This is a genomic window from Paenibacillus sp. MMO-177 (assembly GCF_037147795.1).
GTDB lineage: Bacteria > Bacillota > Bacilli > Paenibacillales > Paenibacillaceae > Pristimantibacillus.
In genome coordinates this window covers 235,844-262,758 of the sequence record NZ_JBBCUR010000004.1, presented here as the reverse complement: position 1 = coordinate 262,758, position 26,915 = coordinate 235,844, and the positions used below count along the sequence as shown (strand labels likewise).

Genomic DNA, 26,915 nt, shown 5'->3' with positions numbered 1-26,915 from the left:
ACCATGCGTCGCACGGGCACTTCGCGCGAACGAGCAAATAGCAGGCAAAAACCGTGTTGCAGCGAGATGTTAGGTGAGTCGTGAGGCGGAAACGGCCAAATAGCAGGCAAAAACCGTGTTGCAGCGAGGTGGAAGGCGAGGCGAGAGGCCGAAACGGCCAAATAGCAGGCAAAAACCGCGCTGCAGCGCGGTTTCTGGGCAATCGTCCAGTCGGACGGATTCACTGACCGAGCAGCTGCTCGGTCAGCTGGTTTGCGGCTTTGGCGGCGGATACGCCATGCTTGTCGGACCAATCGAACACGTTCGTCAGCGTGCGGTAGATTTGTTCGACGCGGCTTCTGGCGTAGGACGGCGAATTGTCGTTCAGCTCGGCGGCGGTCACGATGATTCCGCCGGCGTTGATTACATAGTCCGGCGCATACAGGATGCCCCGCTGATGGAGCACATCGCCGTGCCGCTCCTCCGCCAGCTGATTATTGGCCGCTCCGGCAATAATCCGGCATTGAAGCTGCGGGATGCTCGCATCGTTAAGGATGCCGCCAAGCGCGCAAGGGGAGTAGATATCGCACAGCTCGTAAATGACTTGGTCCACGCCGACGGCCCGGGCGCCGTATTGCTGCACGGCGTTCCGAACGAGCTCACCGTTAAGGTCGGTTACGATCAGCTTTGCTCCGGCAAGCGCCAGGTACCGGCAGAGGAACATGCCTACTTTTCCGAGTCCCTGAACCGCAACGACCTTGCCGGACAAGCTCTCCGAGCCGTCCAGCTTTTTCAGGGAAGCCTTCATCGCCAAGAAGACGCCGTAAGCGGTCATATCCGCCGTAAAGGTTCCCGCCGCGCCTAGCGATCCGGAAATATCGGTGACGTACCGCGTCTCCTGAAACACCCAGTCCATATCGGCAGAAGTTGTTCCGACATCCATGCCGGTAATATATTCTCCCTGCAGCCGGTCAATAAATCTGCCGAAAGCACGGAACAGCCGTTCATTTTTGTCCTTGCCCGGATCTCCGATAATAACCGCTTTGCCGCCGCCGAAGGGCAGCTCCGCCATCGCTGACTTATAAGTCATGCCGCGGGCGAGCCTGACGGCATCTATGATCGCATCCTCCACGGATGGGTAGTTCCACATTCTGCAGCCCCCAAGCCCGGGGCCAAGCTTTGTGCTATGGATTGCGATAACCGCGGTAAGTCCGCTCCGAGCATCATGGATTACCTCCAGCCGTTCATAGTCATCAAGGTTCAGCAAGCTCCGCAAATCCATATAAAAATCCCCCTTGTCTGGCCGTCCAGCAGCATTGGTTATTACCGTTGTATTCAACAGCGGCAGCCAATGACACTGATGGCGGATAAGGGGGAAGCAATAATCAGACGGTCGATCTGCGGATCAGCACGAACGAGACGATAGCGAAGATCAAGATGACCGGCAGGAACCACAGCGACAGCTCGAAGGCCGTCAGATCGATGAACCAGTTCGCGATCTCATCCCACCAGTCTTTGGAGATAATGAGAACCATCATAATGGTCGTGGCCAGCAGGCAGGCCAGCGTCAGAACGAATAGCCCAATCGCCCGGAACTTCCGGAATACGCTGCCGATCGCAAAGCCCCAGAAGAAAAGCAGAACAAAGGTAAGGAAGTATACGAAAAACTGTTGAACGATATTGCCGTCTGTCAAATAAGGCAGGTGGAAGAAGTGTAGTCCCGCGCCCCAGAAATTGGTCGCTTTCTCGATTGCGCTAAGCAGCAGCAGAATGATAGCCGTGAAAAAGCCGGAGATCAACGCGTTTATGACTGTGCCCGCGTAATAGTCGGTCCGACGGACGCTGAAGCTGATCGCAAAAGGAAAGGTTTGCGGGAGAACAATGATGCCAAGCACAAACATGTAGATAAAAATGGACATCAGACCGCCGGTGTAAATCTCGACGCCGCTCAGGAACCCGATGATCAGATTGATCACAAAGCTGGAGCCAAGAATCATGAACGGGATGATCAGCCACGCGAACTTGTCGCGCTGATGCATTTTCAGGACATTGCCAACTCGGTTCATATAGGGGAGCCTCCTTTAACATCCGTTTTTTTGCTCGTTAACTGAACGATCAGCTGCTGCAAGGAAATCGGGGCGATTGCAAGGCCCAGTGCATCGGCTTTCTTCCGCTCCTGGTCGGGCAACTTGCCTTTAATCCCCGCTGTCAGCAGAGCGCCGAACGGTTCTCTCGAAATGACCGTTTTGCCGGCGATAAAGCTTTCTACCGCGGTTGCGGTGCCTGCCACGGAATAGGCGGATCCGCGCAGCTCTTCGGCATCCTCATTGATAAGAACCTTGCCTCCGTCGATGACGATAATATGCTCGAGCAGGCGGCTTACCTCATCGATCAAATGCGTCGACAGGACAATCGTCCGCGGATTCTCGGAATAGTCCTCGATCAGCCGGTCGTAGAACAAGGCTCTGGCGACTGCGTCGAGACCCAGGTACGGCTCGTCAAAGATCGTAAGCGGAGCGCGGCTGGCCAGCCCGACGATAATGCCGACGGAAGAGTGCATGCCGCGGGACAGCTTTTTCATCTTGCGTTTCAGAGGCAGCTGAAAGTCTTTGACCAGATCATTCGCAAACTCTCTATCCCAGTTCGGGAACAGGGAGGAGGACAACTCCAGCACGTCGTTTACCGTATAGTTGTCCGGGTACTTCTGGCTTTCCTTAATGAAGCAGATTTGGCTGAGCACGCGGGAGTTCTCGTACGGCTCTTCGCCGAATACCTTCAGCACGCCGCTTGTCGCGAACAGCTGGGCGGTAATCATATGCATGATCGTGGTTTTGCCGGCGCCGTTTCTTCCCAGCAGGCCGTAAATTTTGTCCGCCTCAAGCTTGAACGATACCTCGTTAACGGCCGTAACATTTCCGTACGATTTGGTTAAAAGGCTTACCTCGACAACGTTGCTCATTATTTGGCCTCCCCTCTCCGAATCATTTCCGTTAATTGATCTGCCGAAATGCCCAGCTTCTCGGCTTCCCGCATCATGGTCACGACGTATTGCTCGAAAAATTGCTCCTTGCGCTTCTCGACCAGCACGGCACGCGCTCCTGTGGCTACAAACATCCCAATCCCTCTTTTCTTATACAAGATTCCTTCGTCCACCAGCAGGTTGACGCCCTTCGCCGCTGTAGCGGGGTTAATCTGATAAAAGGAGGCGAATTCGTTCTTCGAAGGGACTTGCGATTCCTCCGGAAGCCTTCCTTGTATGATGTCGTCTTCGATTCGTTCTGCGATCTGTACAAAGATAGGGCGGCTATCGTCGATGAATAAGGTCATAGTGTTTTCCTCATCTCTTAGTTACCTGAGTGGTTGGTTACTCATGTAACCAACTATACAAGAAGCATAATTCCTCGTCAATAGGCGCATTACAAAAAAAGGAGAAGGCTTCCTGTACGTGACAGAAAGTCTTCTCCTATTAGGTAGCGTTGTTCATCTTGCTCATCAGCGTCTGCACCTGACTTCGCAGCGCGAAGATCTCTTCCGGCTCAACCGTTGTGCCTTCAAATAACCGCAGGGGTACGCATGCCGCTTTTTCTTTAAGCGCATGACCTTGATCGGTTAAGCGAACGATCAAATGCCGTTCATCGGATTTGTCCCGCGCCCTTGTCAGAAGCCCCATGGCTTCCAGCTTCTTAAGCAGCGGAGTCAGCGTTCCGGAGTCGAGAAGGAGTCTCGCTCCGAGCTCTTTCACGGATACATTGTCCTGCTCCCACAAGGCAAGCATCGTAATGTACTGGGTATACGTAAGCCCAAGCTCGGCGAGCAAAGGACGATACAGCTTCGTAATCTCTCTTGAGCATGAATAAAAAGCAAAGCACAGCTGATTTTCCAGCTTCAGCAGTTCATTGGTGTCCATCGTGGCGAAAGCCCCCTTATTCATTGATCTTCTCTATATAAATTGTATGCAAATTAATTGGGTGACTGTATTGTAGCACTGCCTCTAAAACGTGTCAAAAAGGAAAAATCGGAAATTGACATTCCTATATAGATTGCATACAATTTAATCAACAACAATCCGATGTAAAAGGAGTTGCATGAAAGATGTCCTTATACAATATTGAAGTAAACACGATTAAAGGCGAGAAACAAACGCTGGCTCCGTACAAAGGCCAAGTTCTGCTGATCGTAAATACCGCAACCAAATGCGGGTTTGCTCCGCAGTTCAAAGGATTGCAGAAGCTTCATGACACTTACAAAGAGAAGGGCTTTGCCGTATTAGGCTTCCCGAGCAGCCAGTTTATGAATCAGGAGCTTGAGAATAACGCGGAGATTGCGCAGTCCTGCGAGCTGAACTTTGGCGTGAATTTCCCGCTCTACGCGAGGATTGACGTCAACGGCGATACTGCGCATCCCTTGTTCCAGAAGCTGAAGAAGGATGCGCGCGGCATCCTGGGCTCGAAGCGCATCAAATGGAACTTTACGAAGTTCCTGGTGGATAAGGAAGGCAAAGTCGTGAAACGGTTTGGTCCAAACGTGACGCCGGAGCGGATCGAATCCGAGATCCAGGCTTTGCTTGGCAAGTAATTCTCCGCCTTGAAAATAAGCCGGGCCTTGCGATCAATCGCGAAGGCCCGGTTTTCATCTAATAGGCAATACCCGCTTTCGCCCTTATATATTGGCTGCTGTACAGCTGCGCGTAGGCGAATTCGGCAGTGTCGCCAGTCGTAATGCGGGTCCCGTTTGCCGGCAAATAATCCCGTTCTACCCGGTAGCCTCCCTCAGCCGGACCGTCCGGCAAATAAGTCGGGCACACCAGCGTCCAATCCAGCTCCGACTCCTTCAGCAGTCGCAGCATCGCATGATGCTCCTCGGCCGCCCGGGTGAGCTTTCTTCTCGATTCGCTGGATTGATAACGCAGCAAGCCCGGTTCAGCCCGGCTATCCAGCACTCCCGCCGTACCAATGGCTATTATCCGCTTGATCCCAAGCCGGTTCATAGCCTCGAGAATATGGGGAAAGCTGTCCGATAACAAGGAGCCGCCGTCGGTGCTCAAAGCGCTAATGACGGCATCCGCTTCGGATAAGGCCTCGAAGACAACCTCGGCGGATGCCGCATCCCCCTTCATCAGGGTTAGTCCGGGCCAGCTGTCTGCAAGATCCTTCAATTTATCCGGCGACCGTACCAGTGCTTTCACCTTATGCCCGTCGCGGAGCGCAAGAGCCGAAACAATGCGTCCCACCCGGCCGGTTGCCCCCAAAATAGCGATGTTCATTTCATTCCCCTCCCTATATAATAAATTGTACATTAAAAAGTTATCATAATGGAGCAACATTCCAGAGGCATGCTGCGTTTAGTAGAAAGAGCGCATATATTTTTTTTGCCTCGAGTGTCCAGTATTTGTAAAACTTTGAAATGGATTGTTTATTTAGGGGGAAGTAAGTTAAATGATTCGAAGCCGTTTTGCCTTGTTGTCGAAAGCTGTCCTATTCGTTATGTGCCTTAGTCTGGTGGCTTCATGCTCACTCACCGCAAATACGACCAACACAGTCAGCTTCTATGTTAACGGAGAGAAGATAAAGCAGCCGCCGGTTGTGGACCTGGTTGACGGAGAGCCGATGGTGCCGGCCTCATTCCTCGAAAAGACCTTTAAATCCAAGCTGGAATGGACGCTGGAGAATCCGGGAACAAACGGGACTTATTATACGGACAAGGTTGCCGTACTGATGTATCACGATTTATCGGATAAGACGGTGAAAAAAACCAACAATGCGGAGGCGGAATCCGCTATTCCGCTTGATGTATTCAAGGAGCAGATGGAGCTTTTGAAGGCAGACGGATTCCATGTGATCTCCATCGATCAATATGCGGATTTTATCGAGAATAAAGGCAATGTTCCGGACAATGCGGTACTGCTGACCTTTGACGACGGTTATGAGAGCTTTTATACGATGGCTTACCCGGTGCTGAAGCAGCACAACTACCCTGCGGTGAATTTCGTGATCGTCTCGGGTGCGGACAACGCGAACAAACCGAAGCAAATCGGCCGGCCGAAAATGACCTGGGACCAGATGCGCGAGATGCAAAAGTCCGGCATGTCCTTCTATAACCATACTTACGACAGCCACAAATACGGCGTTATGCGCGCCGACGGCTTGACGAAGCCGGTGCTGACCCGTCATCAATATTTGAAGAAAGAGCAGCGTGTCGAGACGGATGAGGAATACCACAGCCGCGTGAAGACGGATCTCGAGAAGGCCGAGCAGCGTCTGAAAGAAGAGCTTGGCAACACAAAGGGCATTATCGCTTTTCCTTACGGGGCTTATAATACGGAAGTACTAAATATTTTGAAGGAATTGGGCATTTCGCTGTCCTTTACGGTTAAGGAAGGCATTAACGGACGCGGGCAGACGAACGGCTTCCGCGTGAACGGAGCGAAGGAAGGCGAGTCGGCCAAGCAGCTGATGGAGAAGCTGAAGGCGCTGGATATGGAGCATGCTCCGGTTATGGTCCACCTGGACGGCAAGCTTGCCGCATTCCAGGAGCAGCCGTACAAAGGACCTGACGGCGTAATGATTCCGCTCAAGGAATACTGCAAGATGAAAGGCATGAAGCTTAACTGGAGCAAGCATAAGAAGCAATACAAAATTACAGCGGCATAATAGATGCCAGCCTTATAGAAGAGCTGCATTTCATGGTCGGATGAGACCGGGAATGCGGCTCTTTTTTTCGTCCCGCAAGCATTCCGCGGAAGGAGGGAAGAAATAATAATCGCAATATCTCTTGTAGTTCGACAGTATTCGAGCGGGTGATTTCAAAATTCTAAGAGCTAATAAATTTAAATTTTATTAGCTTGCTTAGAATTCGCCGGAATGAAACTCGCCCCCTGTTAAACAGGGAGAAGTCGTTTCACCTTGGGCGGGTAAACTTAAGACCTAAAGAAAACCTACCTGATATCCTAAGTTCACACATTGTAAGGGTTTGCAGATTTCACGATAATAAAAGCATCACAAACAAGGGGGATAAACAAATGGCTAAAATGAATATGAAGAGCGTTCTTGGTCTTGTACTTGCAGGTTCCTTGGCAATCAGCTTGACAGCATGCGGCTCGAGTAAAGATAACGGTGACAAAAATGCCAACTCCGGCGCTTCCAACAATGCGGGAGCAACTAACGCGGCTACAGAGAAGCCGGCAAGCAACGAGAAGGTTACCATCACTTTCCAAAACATTTATCCAGATCCAACCGATCCTAAAAACGGCATGATGAAAAAGATCGTAAAACAATACGAAACTGATCATCCAAACGTGAAGATCGAGCTGGACTCCCTGAATACGGACCAACAAAAACAAAAGCTCAAAACGCAAGCAGCCTCGCATGAAGTACCGGACATCACAATCGTTAACCCGGCAGCTCAAATGCAGCCGTACGTTGATGCGAAACTGTTTGCCCCGCTGAACGACATGGTTGAGCAAAACGGCCTGAAAGATACATTCCAAGACGGCGTTCTTGACTTCTATACATTCGACAATAACTTGTACGCCTTGCCGGACGGCAACAACATCGGCGTAGTTTACTACAATAAAGATCTGTTCCAACAAGCTGGCATTGCTAACCCGCCAACAACATTCGAAGAAATGATCGCAGACGTTAAAACCCTGAAAGCTAAAGGCATCCAGCCAATGGCAATCGGCGAAAAAGATACTTGGACGGGTTCGTTCCTGTTCATGAACATCCTGCTTCGCACAAACGGCGGCCCTGGCTTCCTGTCTGATGTTGTAGCTGGCAAGAAAACATTCGAAGATCCGGCATTCGTTGAAGCTGTAGACGCTATGCAAAACCTGATTCAAGCAGGAGCGTTCCAAGAAGGCGTTACATCGTTCGACTATAACGCTGGCGAGAACATTTTCAAAACGGGTAAAGCTGCTATGTACTACATGGGTTCGTGGGCAACTGGCGGTATCGAAACATCCGAAGCTCTGAAGGATAAAGTAGGCGTATTCAAATTCCCTACCGTAAACGGCAAAGGCGACCCTAACCAATTCATGCTTGCTCCAGGTTCCGCATTCGCGATCTCTGCAGACAGCAAACACCTGCAAGAAACGAAAGATTTCCTGAACTACTTCATGCTGAACTTCCCTAAAGAGGCGTTTGCGGTTAAAGGCGCTGTAGGTCTTGCTCAAAAAGTTGACGGCGACTTCAAAGCTGCTGGCTACTCCGACATGGCGATCAGTGTACTGGACCTGTTCAAAGATGTTAAAGGCGGCGACCTGTCGTTCGATAACACAATGAACCCTGGTACTTCCCAAGGTCACTTGACTTCTATCCAAAACCTGTTCGTTCAGAAGAAAGATTCGGCTGAAGTTGCAAAAGAGCACCAAACCGCTTACGAAAGCAATAAATAATCATTAAACAAAAGATAGAAATATAAAAAGCTGCACACTGTGCGAAAGGGGTTCTCTCCCAGGAACCCCTTTTGTACGGATGTTAAAAAAATAGCTAAAAGATAGGAGGGCACACGAGATGAACGTACTGAAAGTTTCGAAGTTGACGATAGCGCTGTTCGTGCTGCCGTGCTTGTTACTCTATGTCTGTCTGGTTTTTGTTCCAATCATCGTTTCCCTGTATACGAGTACGCTTGACTGGAACGGGATCGGCGAATCGAAATTCATCGGTCTGGACAACTTCAACAAATTGTTATTCCATGACGCCGTATTTTGGCCGGCTGTACGCCATACCCTGATGTTTGCTGTATTTTCCATGCTTGAAATTCCTATTGCTCTGTTTGTCGCAATCTTACTTAGCCGCTTCGTTAAGAAGCCGAATTTCCTTGTATCCAGTTATTTTATGCCGGTAATTTTGTCGGTTGTTATTATCGGACAACTTTGGAAAACAATCTACAACCCTGCGTCCATGGGCGGCATGCTTAACCAGGTGCTTGACTGGGTAGGCTTGCACAGCTGGTCCCAGCAGTGGTTGACGGATCCAGATATCGCGATGTACAGCTTGTACTTCGTAGCTTTGTGGCAATACCTTGGTTATCACACTCTCATTCAGTTCACGGGTATCCAGAACATTCCGTCGGATATTTACGAAGCCGCCAAGATTGACGGCGCTGAAGGCTTGAAGGCTGACTGGTATATGACATTGCCAATGAACGTTCCGATCTTCAAGATTTCGATTGTCCTTGCCTTTATCGGCTCGCTGCAATCGTTCGACATGATCATGGTTATGACAGGCGGCGGTCCGGGTAACGCAACGGACGTTATCGCGACGCATATGTACAGAATGTCAATCCTGTCGATGAAATACGGATACGGAAGTGCCATTGCAGCCATTCTGGTTGTAGTCTGTCTTGTAGCAACAGTGGTCATCAACTATGGATTCAACCGTCTGGAACGGAAATACACGTAACGAAGGAGGGATACGACCATGAGCCAAAGCACAACTACGGCAGCGTTGCCAAGAATGAAACCGCAAAGAAGGTTTTCGATCGGGAAAACATTGATGTGGATTCTACTGGCGATCCTGGTAGTCACCCAATTGTATCCGCTCTTGTGGCTGGCTATTTACTCATTGAAAACAAACGAAGAAATTTTGTCCGGGCAGTTTTTCGCTCTGCCGCATGTGCCACAGTGGAGCAACTATAGCGCTGCCATGGAGTCGGGCAATTACGTTAAATATTTGCTTAACAGCTTGAAAGTTACCTTGATTACAATGGTCGGCGTGTTGTTCCTCAGCTCGCTTGTCTCCTTTGCAATCAGCCGCTTCAAATGGAAATACGGTCAGGCTGTAATGGTCATCTTCCTGATCGGGATGATGATTCCGATGCAGGCAACTCTCTTGCCGCTCATGATCATCTTCAAAAACCTTCACATTCTGAATACGCATAAGGCGCTTATCTTGCCTTACATTGCATTCCAGACGCCAATCGCGGTATTTATTCTAAGCGGATTCATGAAGTCGATTCCTCATGAAATTGAAGAATCAGCGATCGTGGACGGAGCGGGCGTCTTCCGGATCTTCTGGAACATTGTCCTTCCGGTATCCGTACCGCCAATGGTTACGGTTTGTATTCTGACCTTCATCAACATTTGGAACGAGTACATCCTGGCCGCAACCTTTATTTCGACCGAACGTCTCAAAACGTTGCCGTTCGGGGTATACAGCTTCGTCAGCCAGTATTCGGTTAACTACGGAGCGATCGGCGCATTCCTCGTCCTTGGGGCATTGCCGGTTATCATTATTTACTTCTTGCTCGCAGATAAGATCACAAAAGGTATGGTAGCAGGCGCGGTGAAGGGTTAATCCCCTTCTCCGCTTTTTTGAATTTTAGGAAATCGTAAATTCTTACTATACGAACGGTTACGCTGCCACAGGTCAGCGCAACCGTTTCGCCATGTGTTACAATGAGGGAATGAGCATTAGTGATAATTCTTAAGTTGATGCTTACGAAGTAGAATTATCACAAAGAGCGTGATAATTCTTAAGTTGATGCTTACGAATTAAAATTATCACAAAGAGCGTGATAATTCTTAAGTTGATGCTTACGAAGTAGAATTATCACCAAAAACGTGATAATTCTTAAGTTGATGCTTACGAAGTAGAATTATCACCAAAAACGTGATAATTCTTTTAGGAGGATCCAAAGTTGGCGCGTTATCATGGAATGCACTCTATACAGAATCGATTGTTTCTATTGCTGTTTTCATCGATGATGACGCTGCTCATCTTGGTCAGCTTCCTCTATTATCAGAAGACAACCCAGATTATTCATTCAAAGATCAGTGATCTTGCGGAGAAGAACGTTTCCCAAACGGTAGGGTTATTTGATCTGCTTCTCGAGGGATATGACAGCGTGACCAAATCACTTAACAGTAACTATGAGTTGACCAGACTGCTTAAGGAAGCAGACAATGAGAAGAATATAAGCGTCAGTGTCATGAATGAACGGGCGATTACGAATATTATTGGAGCCGCATACTTTTCGCGAGATGATATTATAGGCATCCATGTCATGACCAATGGCGGAAAGCTGTACAACTATGAACGGCGGTTCGCCGGCCTAGTCAATCAGGATTACACGTCTGCTGATTGGTACAGCAAGCTTAAAAATTCAAAAGGCGAAATGGTATGGCTTGGCTTGATGAAAGGCTCGGTTATTAACAGCATGCTGCCAGAGCCTGTATTTGTATTCGGACGTCAGCTGTTTGATCTTAATAATTATAAGCCAGTTGGTATTGTCTTGATCGAGTCGGATCCGAATCCGATTCTATCGGCCTTGTCTAACGCGTCGATCAGCCCAAACAGCCGGGTATTTATTGTTGATAAGAACAATGGTGTAATCGCATCGACGGATAAAAATCAGGATGATTTGTCGATGGAGCCAACTGGCGAGTCGCAGGCGGTACCTTCTTTTAATGGGTTGCCTAGACCTAAGGGTAATGAGATCGTTGTTGATAATAAAACCAGTCAATTAATCGTTGCTGCCAAAACAGCCGTTGCGGAATGGACGGTATTCGGGCTGACGCCAAAGACGGACATCAGCGAAGAGCTTGTTCAGACGAGACTGTACCTGCTTGCCGTCATTATTGCCGTTATTTTGCTCTCGACGATGCTGGCGACGTTAATCTCCCGCAACATCTCTTCGCCGCTAAAGCTGCTGATCAGGGAGATGAAGCAGGTGGAGCTTGGTAATTTCAGGGGCGCGTTGAACGTTAAATCGTTCGAGGAAATTAACAGCCTGGTCTCTTCCTTCAACCGAATGGTTCATCGGATCGACGAGCTGATTGAACGGATCACCCTCTCCTCTATAAGCGAAAAAAACGCGGAGCTGCAGGCGCTTCAGTCGCAGGTGAACCCGCATTTCCTGTACAATACGCTGGATATGATTTACTGGATGCTGGACGAGCGGGAGAATGACCGGCTGGGGCGCGTGATTTTGTCGCTGTCCCATATGTTCCGTTACAGCAGTGACTGGGAGGAAGCCTCGAAGACCACGCTTCGCCTGGAGCTGGAGCAAATGAGGCATTACATGACGATTATCGAGAACCGTCTGGTTGGGCGCGTAAGCACCGAAATTCAGGTGGACGACATATGGCTGGATGCTATCGTTCCGAAGATGACGATTCAGCCCGTTATCGAAAATGCGGTGAAAAGCGGTCTTGAACCTCTCGACCGTCCGGGACTGCTGAGAGTATCGACGATAGCCGACGAGGAAGCCAATGAACTTCGTATCGTTATCGAGGATAATGGCGTAGGCATCGAGGAAGACGAACTGAAGAAGCTGCAGGCCATGCTTGAGGACTCCAGTCCCGGCCGCAACTACAATGCGGCGCAGCAAGGGCGGGGCAGAAGAGGAATTGGCCTGCCGAATGTGCACCGACGCATTGTACTGTTGTACGGCGAGCCGTATGGCTTGCGGATTTCAAGCGAATCGGGAAAAGGGACGACGGTTATTATCGCAATACCACTGCCTGCTATAGGAGGTAAAACGGGCGATGAACATATTAATCGTGGATGACGAGAACGTTATACGAGAAGGCATCCAGCGGACATTAAACAACCGGTTTCCGGCATACAGCACCTATCTGGCGGTCAACGCGGACGAAGCGGTTGCCCAGTTGCGCAAGCACCGGATCGATATTGTGCTTACGGATATTTTGATGCCGGGCATGACCGGTCTGGAGCTGATGAATCTAACCCGCAGCATGTATCCGCGAATGAAGTGGGTGGTGATCTCCGCCTATTCGGAATTCAGCTACGCCCAGGAGGCCGTGCGCCTTGGGGCAAAGGACTATCTGCTTAAGCCAATCGGCAAGGAAGTGCTGGCCGAGATGATCGAGAAGATCAGCGGGGAGATCGAGCAAGAGCGGGAGCTGACGGAGGAGGCCGAGCTGCTGAAGCTGAACCGCAACTATTTGCGGGAAGCGGTTTTTCAGCGCTGGGCCCAAGGGCTGGATATCGGTCGCTTCGACATGAAGCCGTTTATGGACAGCCATCCGCATTTCAACCTGATTATGGTCAAGATGGAGAGCGATAAGGTTGTTCAGCTTGAGCATTTCATGATCGAGAATGTGCTGGGCGAGCTGATCGAGAAGCATGGCCAAGGGTTTGTCACCATTTACGACAGCAAGAGCCTTCTTGGCCTTGTTACGCTTCCGGAGGGCGGAACGATCACAAGCCTGCTGGAAGAGCTGCGCGCGCATCTGATCAAATATTTGCGCGTGCCGTTCCAGATTATGCATACCGACCGGATCGAGGATATCGATGCCGTACCAGGAGAAGTGCAGCGGATGAGGCAGGCATCGTCAACGCAAGTGTATGAGCATTACGCAAGCGGAAGCGACCAATCCATTGAGGTTGCCCTGCAATATATCCGAACCCATTATCACGCCGATCTATCGCTTGAGAAGGTGGCGGCTATCGTATACCTGAATCCGGTATACTTCAGTCAGCTGTTCAAGCAGAAGACCGGAGCGGGCTTTAAGGAATATGTTATCGGCCTGCGGCTGGAACAAGCCAAGCAGATGCTGCTGAATCCCAAGTTGAAGCTTGCGGATGTTGCCGAGCGGATCGGCTATCAGGACATGCGCCATTTCTCGCAGCTGTTCCGCAAGAAGTACGGAGAGACGCCGTCTGAATTCCGTCAGCGCCACCGGATGGACGGTATGGAAAAACCGTTGTAATCTAATTGAAAACACATTTGGGTAGATGATGAAGGAGTCCTATGTCCATTACTAAGACACCGGCCAATCTGGTCTATACCTACATCGCTCAGCGAGGTGTCGTATCGCGCGCTGAGCTGATCAAGGAATTCTCGATGCCAAGCAGCACCATGACGCGGCTGCTGGAAGAGATGATTGAAACAAACAAGCTGCGCGAGCATGGGCGCGGCAGCTCTACCGGCGGAAGAAGACCGATTCTTTACGAGACGAATCCAACCTACGGCTATTTGTTTGGGCTTGAGATCTCGCGGATCTACTCCTCCATAGGCCTTTACGACATGCATATGAACCGGCTGTCGGCCATACGCTGGAAGATGGATGAGAGCATGACGCCTGGCGTATTCCTGGACCGTGTGCAGGAGGCTGTCGGCCGGTTCTTGAAGGAGAATGGCCTGCAGCCGTCCAGCATTTTCGGAATGGGCGTTGGAGCGGTGGGGCCGCTTGACCGTGAACGGGGTCTTATTCTGGATCCCGTTTATTTTCCTGCCCAGGGCTGGCATAACCTGCCGATCTGCGAGCTGCTCGAGGAACGGCTGCAGTTCCCGGTTTTGCTCGATAACGGCGCGAATGCGGCGCTTGTGGGCGAGCATTGGGCGCTCAGAAGCGAGCACTATCAGCATATGCTGTACGTGCATGTCGGCGCCGGTCTCCGCTCGGCCGTTATGTCGAACGGCCAGCTTGTGTACGGAGCAACCGATATGGAGGGGGCAATCGGCCGGATGATTATTCAGGCCGGCGATCTCTCGCAGCCCGGCAGCGCCGTTGACGGGGCGCTCGAGTCCTTTGTCTCGGTTCATGCCATCGAGAACGAGGTGCGCAGAATAGCCTTGGCGGGAGCGCTGCCGCAAGGCCGGAAGCCAGGTGACAGCGGCAGCGATAGCGATAACGGCGAAATTTGGAGTTTCGAAAAACTGCTCCAAGCCCTGTCGGCCGGTGATATAATGGTGCAGGAGAAATTTACGCAGGCTGCTGCTTATCTCGGAATCGGGTTAGCGAATTTGATTAACGTGCTGCATCCGGAGAAGGTTATTCTGGGGGGAGCGCTTATCAATGCGCACGAAAGCGTGTTTGAGACGGCGGTGGAGGTAGCAAGAAGGCATACGTATTATTATCCTCAGTATAAGCCGTTGTTCTCGAAAGGTTTGCTTAAGGAAGAAGCTGTTGCGGCCGGTGCGGCCGTAATGGTGCTGAAGTTGCTGCCGTAGAAGAATTTGACTTAAGAAGAGGTGTCATCATGACGGCCGCACAAGCGGGAAAGCCATCGAAGGAGTTTAATCTCTTATTTCTGACATGGCCGATTTTTTTGGAACTATTGTTATTTATGCTCATGGGGCTTGCCGATACCTTTATGCTGAGCGCAATTTCGGACAATGCGGTATCCGGTGTGGGCGCATCCAACCAATACCTGTTTATTGCTTTGCTGGTGCTGGAGGTTATCGGAAACGGCGCTTCGATCGTTGTTGCGCAATATATCGGATCGAGGCAGATGAAGGAAGCCGCCCAGATTTCGGCGCTTAGCATCACGCTGAACCTAATTGTGGGCCTCTTGCTCAGTATCGTGTTTGTTATCTTTAACGGGCTGATCCTGCAAAGCCTGAATCTGCACGGCGAAGTGCTGGAGCATGCGAAGTCTTATCTGTCCTTCGTAGGCGGTTTTATTTTCCTGCAGGCGTTAATTAATTCCGTCTCGGCGATTATCCGCGTGCATGGCTTCACCAAGGAAGCGATGTTGGTATCGCTGGGCATGAATATCGTCCATTTGATCGGCAACTACGCGCTCATTTTCGGGCATTTCGGATTCCCTCAGATGGGCGTTCACGGTGCGGCGATTTCCACGGTTATCAGCCGGGCGCTTGCGCTGCTCGTCTTCTTCTGGATGCTGTATCGCATTATAGAAGTTCGCGTAAAGCTGCGTTATTATTTCACATTATCCAAGGCGTATATTGGCAAAATATTAAAAATCGGCATCCCGTCCGCTCTTGAGCAGGTGATGTATCAGGGCTGCCAGATGGTTTTCCTGTATTACGCGACCTTCCTTGGGGAAGAATCGCTTGCCGCCCGCCAGTATGCGGCTAATGTCTCGCAGTTCATTTATTTAATGGCCTTCTCGATTGGATTAGGCACATCCATTATCGTGGGACGGATGATCGGCGCCGGCCGCCAGACCGATGCTTATTACCGGGTATGGTACAGCACGGGCTGGGCTTCCGCATCGACCGCGGTAATGATTGCGGTGGTGATGATTTTCCGCGAGCAATTGATGACCATGTTCACGAACGACCCGGAAATTATCCGCCTAGGCGCAAACGTCCTGCTCTACAGCGTGATTCTGGAGACGGGCCGCACAATCAACATTATTCTCGTGAACTCGCTTCGCGCTTCCGGGGACGCGAAGTTCCCGTTATGGGCGGGGACGGTGTCGATGGTGGGCATGAGCCTGCCGCTTGGTTATTTCTTTGTGTTCCAGCTTGATATGGGTCTTCCGGGTATCTGGCTTGCGATTGCCGCCGATGAATGGCTGCGGGCCTTTGCCATGTTCTTCCGTTGGAGAAGCCGGGCATGGGAGAAACATGCGCTGGTGAAGCGGACTGCCTCGGATCAGCCGGTGACGACCGCCACGTAACATTGGCATAAGGAGCATTAAGCCATGACTTCTACAATGATGGAGCAGCCGCTAAATTCTTATCATCTGATTGCTCAGACCTGCCTGCTTGCGGGCAAAATCATATTGCAGAACGGCGGCGAGACGTACCGCGTGGAGGATACCATGGTACGGATCGCCGCTGCTTACGGTGTTGCGGATGCGCAGAGCTATGTCACGCCAACCGGCATTTTGTTCGCGATGGATGCCTCCGTGCCAACCACGAGGCTGATTCGCATCTCCGAGCGATCGACGAACCTGCGCAAGGTGACGCTGGTGAACGACATCTCGCGCCGTATCAGTCAAGGAAAGCTGGAGGTGAGCGAGGCTCACCGCCTGCTGACGGAGATTGATGAGCAGCCCTTTGCCTACCCGATCTGGCTGCAGGTGCTTGTCGCCGCGGTATCGAGCGGCTGCTTCCTCGTTATGTTCGGCGGCCCGTGGCATGACTTTCTGGCGGCTGTCCTGGCGGGGGGATTAGGCTTCGGCAGCATGGTGCTGCTGAATCGCCTTGTGCCGGTCAAGCTGTTTGCGGAATTTGTAGCCTCCCTGATCCTTGGCGGAGTAACGATTCTGTTTGTAAAAAGCGGACTAGCCCTCAATATGGACACCGTTATTATCGGCTCGGTTATGCCGCTGGTGCCCGGTCTGCATATTACGAATGCCGTGCGGGACCTGATGGCTGGCCATCTTGTGTCGGGGTTGTCCAAAGGGGTAGAGGCTTTTCTAACCGCATTTGCGATCGGAGCGGGCATCGCGGCGGTGCTGTCATTTTATTAAAGTCGAGGAGGGACGGTCATGTCAGGGGCGTTATGGATAGAACAAGCTATTACGAGCTTTATTGCATCGGCGGCGTTTGGTCTTATTTTTAATGCGCCCAGGCAGATGCTTCCCCAATGCGGCGTTGTTGGGATGATTGGCTGGCTGCTGTACATGTCCTCCACGGAAATGGGGCTGGAGACCATCCCGGCTACGCTTATTGCCGTCATTATTGTCGCGATTATAAGCCAGCTGTTCGCGAAGCTGTACAAGACGCCGATTATTGTCTTTAGCGTTGCGGGCATTATTCCGCTAGTGCCGGGCGGAATCGCTTATGACGCTATGCGTAAAGTCGTGGAGAACGATTATGACATCGCGGTTCAGCTTGGCGTCAAAGCGTTTATGATTTCGGGGACGATCGCGATCGGACTTGTCTTGTCCGAGGTGGTCAACCAGACGATCCGCCGCTTGGAGCGGTTATAGGTTGATACATAAATGGGCGTGTCCGCGCACCACAAAAATTCGATTTGGCGATAAAACCTACCTCTTGACGCGGCCGCTCATCTTCGAGAGGCCTCTCTAGAGGTTTTCTCACATTGGGAGGAGGATGTTGGATGCGATTTTATATGGTAGATGTGTTTGCGGAAAGGAAATATCAGGGGAATCAATTAGCGGTGCTGCTGCCTGACAGAGAGCTCGAGACTTCGGAAATGCAGCAGATTGCAAAGGAATTCAATTTCTCCGAAATTACTTTTATGATGTCGGGAAAGTTGGCTGACGGGGGCTATAACGTTCGTATTTTTACGCCTGACGCGGAAATTCCGTTTGCGGGGCATCCTTCGCTTGGGACGGCTTATGTCATAAGGCATCTGTATGAGAAGGAAGGGAAGGAGCCTATCCTGTTGAACCTTGGCGTGGGGCAGATTCCCGTCTCGTTTGCGGAAGGAGAGAATCCCGTCCTGTGGATGACGCAGAAGCAGCCGGCCTTTGGCGAGAGCATTGATCGGGCGGTTATCGCGGATATTCTCCAGATCAGCGTGGAAGATATAGCAGCGGACTTGCCGATCCGGGTCGCTTCAACGGGTTTGCCTTCCGTCATTGTACCCGTGAAGACTTTGGACGCGGTAAAGCGCTGCGCCATCCATCATCAGAAGTTCGGGCAGTTCCTCAAGGAGACGGCGGACGCCAATCTTCTCGTATTCACGGAGGAGACGGTGAATGAGGCAAACGATCTTCATGTCCGGGTGTTTGTGAATGAAACCGGGTATTACGAGGATCCGGCTACGGGCAGCGCCAACGGCAATCTGGCCGGTTATCTGCTGGAGCATGAGGCGCTTGGGAAAGGCAATATCCAGCTTCGGGTAGAGCAAGGCTACTCCGTCGGCCGTGACTCCCTGCTGCTGATTGATGCTTCGAAGAAGAACGGGGAATTCGACATTAAGATAGGCGGCAAAGTGTTCGTGGTGGCGAAAGGCGATTGGATGTAAGGCGGTAAAATTGCGATTGCGGTCTTGCGGGCGTTATACTGAATAGGAATACTACCGGTCATCCTTCAACGAGGCGGCCGGAGCCAGGAGGCAAGAAGCATGAATCTTCTTAGCAGTGTATCGCAGTTCCAACAACTGAAACAACTGATCACGCGGTTTATGATGACGTATAAGTTTGCGCTGGACGAAATGGAGACTAAAATCGAAATTCTGAAAGAGGAATTTCAGATGCTCCATGACTATAACCCGATCGAGCATACCAAATCCCGGCTGAAGTCGCCGGAGAGCATTATGAATAAGCTGGTCCGCAAAAACCTGGAGATTTCGCTGCCAAGCATTAAGAATAATATCCGGGATATCGCGGGTCTGCGCATTACGTGCTCTTTTATTAAAGATATCTATCTTATTTCCGAAATGCTGAAGAGACAGTCCGACCTCAAGGTGCTCGAGGTGAAGGACTATATCAAGAATCCGAAGCCCAACGGGTACAAAAGCCTGCATATGCTTATAGAGGTGCCGGTCTTCTTGTCCGACCGCGTGGAGCATGTCTGCATCGAGGTGCAGATCCGGACGATCGCGATGGATTTCTGGGCAAGCCTGGAGCATAAAATTTTCTACAAATACAATGCCGCGGTGCCGGAACGTCTGCTGCAGGAGCTGAAGGCGGCCGCGGATTCGGTGACGGCGCTTGACCGCCAGATGGAGCGCCTGCACATGGAGATGGGCGAGATTAAGGGAGATAACGTGATCGATGCCGAGGAGCAGCTCCGAATGCTGCAAATCGACAATCAACAGTTCAACATTCCAATCGCGCTGCTCGAGATGATCGGCGATAAGCCGGAAAATTAATACGTATAAGAGTGTCGATACAAGCATATCGGCACTTTTATTGTTATAAGGAGGAAAATCGCTTGAAGCTGATGATTGATTCGCATCCTTTTCGGCTGGAGCAAGGGGATGAATTAGGTTTTGGACCTGCCGCTTTTGAGACGATGGCAAAGATTATACAAGCGTTTCGCGAGCCGGATACGGATGTCTTGTTTCAATATACGAATTGGGACCGGAACAAGGACCCGCATAAAGAGAGCTTGATGATGGACGCGGCGGAGACGTTTCATGCCGGTGCTATCCTTGATCCGGATCAGACGATTAGTGCGGCCGTGAAGGAGATTCTGCTTCGCCATTATGCGCCGGAACGTGACCCGAAGGCGAGCCAGGCTGTGATGGACCAGCTGCTGGCTTACTTCAAGGAGGTTCCGCTGGATGAGCTGAACGAAGAACTGCTGCGGAAGATCGGGTCTGCCGTCTACGAGGCATATGGAACGTACACGCTGGAAGATGAGGATGAGGCCACGCAAGCTTTTGTGAACAGCAGGCTGGTTGATACCAATACGGTCTGGCTGCTGCCTGCTGATCGTCCTGTTTATTTAAAAAATATATTGTGGTACCGGGTCAACGCGCAAGAGGAAATCGTACGCACTTTTGAGCTCACGGACTGGTGGTTTACCTGCGCGATTACGGAGCAGAACAAGCCGGCGGACGAGTATCGTTATTTGCTCGACTATTCCGAGGGGGATGCCGGTGCGGTACTGTATATAACCGCAGCGGATCCTCAGCATTTCAAGGCAGTAGTGGTGCCTAGGTTGAAGGAGCAGCTGGGAGAAGAACTTGAAGTTGTTGTGGGCGGAGAGGTCTTATAGCAAGCTCGGCAAAGTGGTGGGCGTGAAGAGGCTTTCGAGTACTTAAGATCCCTGAGGGACCTTAAGTTGTCTGAAGTTGCCCGGATGTAACAGCCAGCGATTTAAATAAGACCCTCGGAGGGTCTTATCGGTCGTAGATGAGGCACGGTTAACGTAAATAAGACCCTGCCGGGGTCTTATCGGAATAGAACAACAAGCGAAAATGAGAAATAAGACCCTGCGAGGGTCTTATTTCCTTTCACGCGCTATATCGCGTAGCGGTTATGCAACGTTTCCGCCATTTCGCGGACCTGCTCGGCCGTCGGCAGAATCAGGCTGCCCGCTGCGGGCAGGCCTTCCTGAGCGTCCTTAACGACTTGCTTTACAGCCGCCGCGAACGCAAGCGAGGCATCCGCCCCAAGCCCGGCAAGCTCCTCCAGGCTGGCGGTACTGTCCGCCGTTACAACGGGGTAATCGGCTGCGTCCGCGCCTGCTGCCGCAATATCATAGAACGAGCGGACCAGCCTAGCGCGCTCCGCGCCGGAGCCCTCCGCCACAATAAAGGCTTGAATGATGACCGCATGGGCCTGGCGCCGCTGGGCAATGCCGCAGAATTTGTAGCCGCCGATGCTGAGATCGAAATCGCCGGGGCAATAAGCTCCGCTGATCTCGCCTTTGTCGACCTGCCGGCCCGAATCCTGCAGCGCCAGACGGATAAGCTCGTACATTTGCTCGAAGTTGTCGTGAAAGTGGAAATCAAGCACGTCGCTTTTCGGCAAGATTAACGACAGGTTCACAACGCCGGTATCCAGCGGGACAGCGGCTCCTCCCGAATTGCGCACTGCGGTATCCCAACCGGCTGTCTCCAGCAGATCCCGGGCTGCGCTGGCTCCCGGCAGGCGGCTGTCGCGTAGTCCCATGATGAAGGCGCGGGGGTGGCGCCACAAATGGCATACAGCCGGTCCGCCCCGTCCTGTGCTTCTGCACAGCAGCTCGTCCAGGGCAAAAGCGTACAGCGGATCTTCTTCCGAGAAATCATTCATCCGGTCCAGCAGGACAAGCCCGCGATCTCCGAGCTGCTCGATAGCGCTCCATTTCATTTTCGATATACCTTCCTCTCTTACCGATTCCGATATTCCCATCATACTGATCCCAACCAGCCGAAACAAGGCATGCGGGCAACCGCCATATATCCGCAGCTGCCTGCCCGGTAGCCTGTACGGAGCAAGTACTCTATGAATATACTGCTCCTAAGCGAGGCAAGTTGATAGGTCGGAGGATGATCGAGCAGTGAGTAATATGAAGACGATTCTGGAGGCGCTGCCTCCTCGGCAAGTTAACAATAAGCTGTTTATCGGTCCGTTTACGATGGGGACGCCAATCGTGCTTTCATGGACGGAGAATACGATTGCGACAATCGGCAAGTTTTGTTCGGTGTCGAACACAGCAACGATATTTCTGGGAGGCAATCATCATTACGAGTGGATCAGCTCGTTCCCTTTTACCGCGTATATGACGCAATATTTTACGGAGGGCGCTTATTCCAATGGCAACGTTACGATCGGCAATGACGTGTGGATCGGGCATTACTCCACGATTTTGTCCGGCGTTACGATTGGTCACGGGGCGATTGTAGGCACGCATGCGCTGGTGACGAAGGACGTTCCTCCTTATGCGATCGTTGGCGGGAATCCTGCCCGCGTCATCAAGTACCGTTTTCCGCCCGATGTCATTGAGAGACTGCTTCAGGTGAAGTGGTGGGACTGGGAGATGCACCAGATCGAAGCGGCCGTTCCGCTGCTCCAGCAGGCAAATTTAAAGCCGTTCTTTCGTCATTGCGCGAGACTGGGCAAATAAGGGGAGAGAGGAGCATGCCGGGAGGTGTGCTCTTTTTTAAGTCTTCTATGATAATTGCTACTATTCATATAAAAATAGCATTTACACCTTCTGTAAGTTCCTGTAAAATCCAAGGCAACGACGAAATTTGACAGCGGTTACATAATGGATGGCATAAAGATGCCTGAAGAAAAAGGGGTTGAGGAGAATGACGGATTCTGCTCGCGATGTCAGGGATTACTCGGAAGAGCAGACCTTGCTTCGGGTGGATGGGCTGAAGCGTACGTTTGGACGCGGTTCCAGCGCTGCGGTTGTCCTGCAGGGCGTTAATCTATCGATTGCGCGCGGACGTTTGGTTGCCTTGAAGGGGAGGTCGGGTTCCGGCAAAACAACGCTGCTTAATCTCCTTGGAGCTCTGGATTCCCCCACGGAAGGGACTGTCGATTTCGACGGCATCGTGCTTAGCGGATTGTCCGACAAGGCGCGGGGGGATATCCGCAGAACGCAGATGGGGCTGATCTTCCAATCCTTTGCGTTATTTCCTCTTATGTCGGCTTACGAGAACGTGGAATTCGCCATGCGGATCGCTGGCGTTCCGGCATCGGCAAGGAAGGAAGCGGCCCTGCAGGCGCTTGATTACGTTGGCCTGAAACCACGGATGCATCACCGCCCCTTCGAGATGTCCGGCGGCGAGCAGCAGCGTACGGCGATCGCCCGGGCGATTGCCCATAAGCCTAAGCTGCTCCTTGCCGACGAGCCTACGGCGGAGCTAGACAGCCGGACCGGGCTGCATATCTTAAGCGTGCTGCGCAATCTGGTACGGGAAGAGGGTATGACGGTCGTCATGACGACGCATGACCCGGCCATAATGGAAATTGTGGATGAAGTCTATGAATTGGAGGATGGAACCATTGTTGAAGCGGCGAAATTATAGTTTAGCTTTTGTCTTAATCGTTAGCTTGTCCTTGCTTGCGGGCTGCTCGCTTATTCCGAGCGAGGAGGAGCCCCTGAAGCCTCCGCTCGTAAAGCCGGCGGAGCAGAATTATTCAACTGACGAGGTGAAGACGGGCGATATCCGCCGTGAGGTGAAAGGCTCCGGCGTATTCGAATCTACGGCAAGCGAATATGCCCAGTTCAAGTCGCAGGGCGGACGGCTGAAGAAGCTGTACGTTGCCTCCGGCGATACGGTGAAGAAAGGCGACTTGCTGGCTGAGCTTGTCGTAGACGGCCTGGATGTGCAGACGCTGGAGCAAAAGCTGGCGACGGAGCGGGCCGAGTACGCCTTGAAGCAAGCGAAGCAGGGCGGCAATGCGCAGGAGATCCATATCGCCCAGCTGCAGCTGGAGATTGAACAGCTGAAGCAGGACAAGCTGGTGCAGACTGCCGAGCAGAGCAAGCTGCGGGCGACCATGGACGGCCAGGTCATATTTGTCGAGGACCTGGCGGAAGGGGATTTCGTACAGCCGTACCAGACGCTTGTCCGGGTGGCAGACCCGACAAAGCTGCGGTTTTCTTATCGCTCTTCCGATGCCGGCAGCATCGGCGAAGTCCAGGTGGGCATGAATGCGGTGATTACCGCCGGCAAAAATTATGAATCGACGGGCAAGGTTGTGCAGACGCCGTCTTCCGCTCCGCTGACAACCGACCCCGATCTGAAATCCAAATACAGCAGCACGCTTTACGTGAATGTCAGCAAGCTTCCGGAGGGGGCGGAGATCGGCTCAAGCGCGAACGTATCCATCGTCCTCACGGAGCATAAGAATGTGATTCTTATTCCGAAGAGCGGACTCCGTTCCTATCTGGGACGTACCTTTGTCCGCGTGCTGGACGGAAAGGCATTGCGGGAAGTCGACGTTGAGGTAGGCATTCAATCGGCAACGGAGGTGGAAATCGTCCGCGGGCTGAAGGAAGGCCAAACGATCGTTCTGAACTAATTCATTTTTTTCGCGAAGTGGAGGCTTTCCTGTGGCTTTATTGTCCATGATTGTGCGTAAAATGACGCAAAACAAATGGCTGGAGCTCAGCCTTCTGATCGGACTTGTCCTGACAGTCGGCCTAGTCTCCAGTATTCCGACTTATACGGAGGCCATTCTGTCCCGCATGCTGGTGAAGGAGCTGGAGGCCACGCAGCTAAGCGCCTATCCGGGCACGATGAATATGAAATACACGTATATCGGCGTGAACAACGCGGAGCAGCGCATTAAGCAGATGCAGGCGAACGAGCAGTTTATTAGGGGCAAAGTGCTTCCGATGATCCCGGTGGATCTGATCGAGAAGACCTCTGATTTATACACGTCCGCGTTTGATCTTAGTCTTGACCAGGCTCCGCCTCCTGGCGAGAAGAAAAAGATATACCGCACGAGCTTGACCAGCGTTAAGGACCTCGAGCAGCATATTAAGCTGATCGACGGACGGATGCCGGCGGATAAGCCGGTCGACGGCGTATACGAAGTGCTCGTGACGGAAAAAGGTCTGAACACGCTGCGCACGGTGCTCGGTACGGTGTTTGTCTTCGAGGATCTCAATAAAAACGAGGTCCGGGTGAAGCCCGTTGGCGTCATGACGAAGAAAGAGGACGATGATCTTTTCTTCCTGTCCCCGGATCTGGGCGGATTCACGAGCTCCCTTATCATGAACAGCGACGTGCTGGATAAGGAATTTATTCAGACGCACCGCCTGCTTGTCAATTCGAACGCCTGGCATATCGTGCCGAAGTATCAGGATCTGGAGCTCCGCAATATTGACGGGTATTTGAAGGCGGCTGAAACCTTGAAGGCGCAAGTGAAAGCGAACTATCATTACACGCTGGAAGCGCAGTATGTCGATGTCATCGACCGTTACTTCAAAAGCTCGGATAATTTGCGCATTCTGATGTGGTCGCTTAACGTGCCCGTACTCGCGATGCTTGGCCTGTACGTCTTTATGGTATCGAACCTGATTACGAACCGGCAGAAAACCGAAATTGCCGTTCTGCGCAGCCGCGGTGCCGCCCGCTGGCAGATTATGCTGTCCTATCTGGCGGAATATGCGCTGCTTGGCGCGGTAGCGGTTGCGGCAGGACCGCCGCTTGGCATGTTCTTGACCAAGGTGCTGGGCTCCTCGAACGGCTTTATGTCCTTCGTTCAGCGCTCCGGCATCCGCGTCCATCTGAACGGCGAGGTCTATTTGTACGCTGCGGCTGCGGCGGTTACCGCCTTGATCGTTATGCTTGTGCCGGTCATCTTCGCGACCAAAACCACGATTGTCGGGCATAAGCAGCAGCTGGCCCGCATGCGGCAGACGCCGTTTTGGCATAAGCTGTTCCTTGATGTAATCGCCCTTGCCGTGTCCCTGTACGGTCTTCGGGTCTTCCATGAGCGGATGAAGACGCTGCAAACGCTTGGCCTCGACAATGAAGCGCTGCATATCGATCCGCTGCAGTTCGCGGTGCCTGCCTTGTTTATTTTGGGCGGAGGCATGCTGCTGTTAAGGGTATATCCTTATTTCTTAAGATTAATCTATTGGATCGGTCGCAAATGGTGGCCGCCTTCGATGTATGCGACGCTCATTCAGGTTGGACGTTCGAGCGCCGGCTACCAGTTCTTGATGGTATTCCTGATGATGACGATCGCCACCGGCATGTTTAGCGCAAGCGCCGCCCGAACCATCAATCATAACGGCGAAGACCGGATCCGCTACGCGAGCGGGGCGGACGTTGTCCTTCAGGCGAATTGGCCAAACGACAAGCCGCCGGAAAATCCGGGCGGAGGGCCGCCGCAGCAGCAGCAACAGGCAGCCATTACGCTGACGAAGCCGGTCATTCACTATTCGGAGCCGCCTTTCGAGCCTTATACCAAGCTTGCCGGCGTGGAGAGCACGGCAAAGGTACTGATTCACGACAATGCATCCTACAGCACCGAAGAAGGCTCCGGCTTCGCCAAGCTGATCGGGATCGACACGGACGAATTCGGTCAGACGGCCTGGTTCCGCGACGGATTGCTGGATTATCCGTTCTATGATTATTTAAACCTGATGGCTGCAGCGCCTAATGCGGTGCTGATCTCGAAAACCTTGGCCGACGAGAATAAGCTGAAGGCCGGAGATACAATCTGGGTTGGTTGGGATGGCATCGATATGCAGCCGTTTGTCGTCTATGCGGTGGTGGATTATTTCCCGACCTTTAATCCGAACCCGCGGGATGCCGAGACGCCGGCACCAAAGCTCATTGTGGGAAGCCGCCTGCAGATTCAGACTTATTTGTCGCTTGAGCCTTACCAGGTATGGCTGAAGATGAAGCCGGGTGCAAGCGTGAACGATTTGTACCGGGATATCGAAGACAAGAAGCTGGGCATTGTTGATATAACCGATATGAAGAGCAAGCTGACAAAGGCTAAATCCGATCCGTTCCTGATGGCGGTTAACGGCACTTTAACGCTTGGTTTCATTATCTCGCTTGTCATTAGCTTTGCCGGTTTCCTGCTCTATTGGACGCTGGTGCTGCGCGGTCGGATGCTGCAAAACGGGATTATGCGGGCGATGGGCTTGTCCTTGCGCCAATTAATCGGAATGCTGACTGTCGAACAGCTGCTGACCTCCGGGGCCGCGATTGTAATCGGCCTGGTCACGGGGCTCACGGCAAGCCGTTTGTTTGTTCCTCTGTTCCAGAATGCCTTTGACGCGAAGCAGCTGGTACCGCCGTTTAAAGTGATGGTTGATCCGATTGACTCGATCCGGATCTACATCTTCGTCGGATCTACCATACTGATCGGCCTTATTATTCTGGGCTACATGCTCTCGCGCCTCAAAATCCATCAGGCGATTAAGCTGGGGGAGGATTAACC

The 26,915-nt window shown here is 52.0% G+C and carries 25 protein-coding genes; 18 read left to right on the top strand and 7 right to left on the bottom strand.

Annotated elements, in window-relative coordinates:
• Positions 1-220: 220 nt before the first annotated feature.
• The 5 genes from WFK81_RS16695 to WFK81_RS16675 form a co-directional block, all read right to left on the bottom strand.
• The gene (locus tag WFK81_RS16695; protein WP_336787527.1) at positions 221-1,261 is read right to left on the bottom strand and encodes a Glu/Leu/Phe/Val family dehydrogenase; all 1,041 of its coding nucleotides are present in this window, start codon (positions 1,259-1,261) and stop codon (positions 221-223) included.
• A gap of 103 nt (positions 1,262-1,364) precedes the next feature.
• Complete coding sequence (locus tag WFK81_RS16690; RefSeq protein WP_336787526.1) at positions 1,365-2,045, bottom strand: hypothetical protein; 681 nt, start codon at positions 2,043-2,045, stop codon at positions 1,365-1,367.
• Positions 2,042-2,938, bottom strand: coding sequence for an ABC transporter ATP-binding protein (locus WFK81_RS16685; protein ID WP_336787525.1), 897 nt, complete (start codon positions 2,936-2,938; stop codon positions 2,042-2,044). The genes WFK81_RS16690 and WFK81_RS16685 overlap by 4 nt, the downstream gene beginning before the upstream one ends.
• Entirely contained in the window at positions 2,938-3,306 is a 369-nt protein-coding gene (locus tag WFK81_RS16680; RefSeq protein ID WP_336787524.1) for a GntR family transcriptional regulator, read from the bottom strand. The genes WFK81_RS16685 and WFK81_RS16680 overlap by 1 nt, the downstream gene beginning before the upstream one ends.
• A 139-nt stretch (positions 3,307-3,445) precedes the next feature.
• Positions 3,446-3,886 carry a MarR family winged helix-turn-helix transcriptional regulator gene (locus WFK81_RS16675; RefSeq protein ID WP_336787523.1) on the bottom strand — a complete coding sequence of 147 codons (441 nt, stop codon included), beginning with the start codon at positions 3,884-3,886 and terminating at the stop codon, positions 3,446-3,448.
• A gap of 185 nt (positions 3,887-4,071) precedes the next feature.
• Here WFK81_RS16675 and WFK81_RS16670 point away from each other — a divergent pair, with 185 nt between their 5' ends.
• Positions 4,072-4,554 carry a glutathione peroxidase gene (locus tag WFK81_RS16670; protein WP_336787522.1) on the top strand — a complete coding sequence of 161 codons (483 nt, stop codon included), beginning with the start codon at positions 4,072-4,074 and terminating at the stop codon, positions 4,552-4,554.
• Between the two features lie 58 nt (positions 4,555-4,612).
• On the opposite strand, the gene WFK81_RS16665 is transcribed toward WFK81_RS16670, so the two are convergent.
• Positions 4,613-5,242 (bottom strand): NAD(P)-dependent oxidoreductase, encoded by a 630-nt coding sequence (locus tag WFK81_RS16665; RefSeq protein ID WP_336787521.1) that lies wholly within the window; start codon positions 5,240-5,242, stop codon positions 4,613-4,615.
• A 172-nt stretch (positions 5,243-5,414) separates the two neighbouring features.
• Between WFK81_RS16665 and WFK81_RS16660 the strand changes: the two genes are divergently transcribed.
• The 13 genes from WFK81_RS16660 to WFK81_RS16600 all read left to right on the top strand — a co-directional run bounded on the left by WFK81_RS16660 (position 5,415) and on the right by WFK81_RS16600 (position 20,280).
• On the top strand, positions 5,415-6,629 hold the full coding sequence (locus WFK81_RS16660) for a polysaccharide deacetylase family protein (RefSeq protein WP_336787520.1): 1,215 nt from the start codon (positions 5,415-5,417) through the stop codon (positions 6,627-6,629).
• 368 nt (positions 6,630-6,997) lie between these two features.
• Positions 6,998-8,371 carry an extracellular solute-binding protein gene (locus WFK81_RS16655; RefSeq protein WP_336787519.1) on the top strand — a complete coding sequence of 458 codons (1,374 nt, stop codon included), beginning with the start codon at positions 6,998-7,000 and terminating at the stop codon, positions 8,369-8,371.
• A gap of 118 nt (positions 8,372-8,489) precedes the next feature.
• Complete coding sequence (locus tag WFK81_RS16650) at positions 8,490-9,380, top strand: carbohydrate ABC transporter permease (protein ID WP_317978782.1); 891 nt, start codon at positions 8,490-8,492, stop codon at positions 9,378-9,380.
• Between the two features lie 18 nt (positions 9,381-9,398).
• Complete coding sequence (locus WFK81_RS16645; RefSeq protein ID WP_317978781.1) at positions 9,399-10,274, top strand: carbohydrate ABC transporter permease; 876 nt, start codon at positions 9,399-9,401, stop codon at positions 10,272-10,274.
• 343 nt (positions 10,275-10,617) lie between these two features.
• Entirely contained in the window at positions 10,618-12,489 is a 1,872-nt protein-coding gene (locus WFK81_RS16640) for a cache domain-containing sensor histidine kinase (RefSeq protein WP_442956067.1), read from the top strand.
• Positions 12,467-13,654, top strand: coding sequence for a response regulator transcription factor (locus WFK81_RS16635; protein ID WP_336787518.1), 1,188 nt, complete (start codon positions 12,467-12,469; stop codon positions 13,652-13,654). The genes WFK81_RS16640 and WFK81_RS16635 overlap by 23 nt, the downstream gene beginning before the upstream one ends.
• Positions 13,655-13,695: 41 nt before the next feature.
• Positions 13,696-14,898: an ROK family protein gene (locus WFK81_RS16630; protein WP_336787517.1), complete on the top strand. Its 1,203-nt coding sequence runs from the start codon at positions 13,696-13,698 to the stop codon at positions 14,896-14,898.
• 29 nt (positions 14,899-14,927) lie between these two features.
• On the top strand, positions 14,928-16,316 hold the full coding sequence (locus WFK81_RS16625; RefSeq protein ID WP_336787516.1) for an MATE family efflux transporter: 1,389 nt from the start codon (positions 14,928-14,930) through the stop codon (positions 16,314-16,316).
• A gap of 36 nt (positions 16,317-16,352) precedes the next feature.
• Entirely contained in the window at positions 16,353-17,114 is a 762-nt protein-coding gene (locus tag WFK81_RS16620) for a threonine/serine exporter family protein (RefSeq protein ID WP_442956071.1), read from the top strand.
• A gap of 18 nt (positions 17,115-17,132) precedes the next feature.
• Positions 17,133-17,576 carry a threonine/serine exporter family protein gene (locus WFK81_RS16615; RefSeq protein WP_336787514.1) on the top strand — a complete coding sequence of 148 codons (444 nt, stop codon included), beginning with the start codon at positions 17,133-17,135 and terminating at the stop codon, positions 17,574-17,576.
• Between the two features lie 131 nt (positions 17,577-17,707).
• Complete coding sequence (locus WFK81_RS16610) at positions 17,708-18,580, top strand: PhzF family phenazine biosynthesis protein (protein WP_336787513.1); 873 nt, start codon at positions 17,708-17,710, stop codon at positions 18,578-18,580.
• Positions 18,581-18,679: 99 nt separating this feature from the next.
• The gene (locus WFK81_RS16605) at positions 18,680-19,429 is read left to right on the top strand and encodes a GTP pyrophosphokinase (RefSeq protein WP_336787512.1); all 750 of its coding nucleotides are present in this window, start codon (positions 18,680-18,682) and stop codon (positions 19,427-19,429) included.
• A gap of 62 nt (positions 19,430-19,491) precedes the next feature.
• Positions 19,492-20,280, top strand: a complete 789-nt coding sequence (locus tag WFK81_RS16600; protein WP_336787511.1) for a hypothetical protein — start codon at positions 19,492-19,494, stop codon at positions 20,278-20,280.
• 245 nt (positions 20,281-20,525) lie between these two features.
• Here the strand turns inward: WFK81_RS16600 and WFK81_RS16595 are convergent, their stop codons facing one another.
• Entirely contained in the window at positions 20,526-21,359 is an 834-nt protein-coding gene (locus tag WFK81_RS16595) for a lipoate--protein ligase family protein (RefSeq protein WP_336787510.1), read from the bottom strand.
• Positions 21,360-21,558: 199 nt separating this feature from the next.
• On the opposite strand from WFK81_RS16595, the gene WFK81_RS16590 reads away from it, so the two are divergent.
• The 4 genes from WFK81_RS16590 to WFK81_RS16575 all read left to right on the top strand — a co-directional run bounded on the left by WFK81_RS16590 (position 21,559) and on the right by WFK81_RS16575 (position 26,913).
• Entirely contained in the window at positions 21,559-22,116 is a 558-nt protein-coding gene (locus WFK81_RS16590) for a CatB-related O-acetyltransferase (RefSeq protein WP_336787806.1), read from the top strand.
• 187 nt (positions 22,117-22,303) lie between these two features.
• A complete protein-coding gene (locus WFK81_RS16585; RefSeq protein WP_336787509.1) occupies positions 22,304-23,029 on the top strand; it encodes an ABC transporter ATP-binding protein in 726 nt (241 codons plus the stop codon).
• Positions 23,007-24,029: an efflux RND transporter periplasmic adaptor subunit gene (locus WFK81_RS16580; protein ID WP_336787508.1), complete on the top strand. Its 1,023-nt coding sequence runs from the start codon at positions 23,007-23,009 to the stop codon at positions 24,027-24,029. The genes WFK81_RS16585 and WFK81_RS16580 overlap by 23 nt, the downstream gene beginning before the upstream one ends.
• 31 nt (positions 24,030-24,060) lie before the next feature.
• Positions 24,061-26,913 carry an ABC transporter permease gene (locus tag WFK81_RS16575; protein ID WP_336787507.1) on the top strand — a complete coding sequence of 951 codons (2,853 nt, stop codon included), beginning with the start codon at positions 24,061-24,063 and terminating at the stop codon, positions 26,911-26,913.
• Positions 26,914-26,915: the final 2 nt, after the last annotated feature.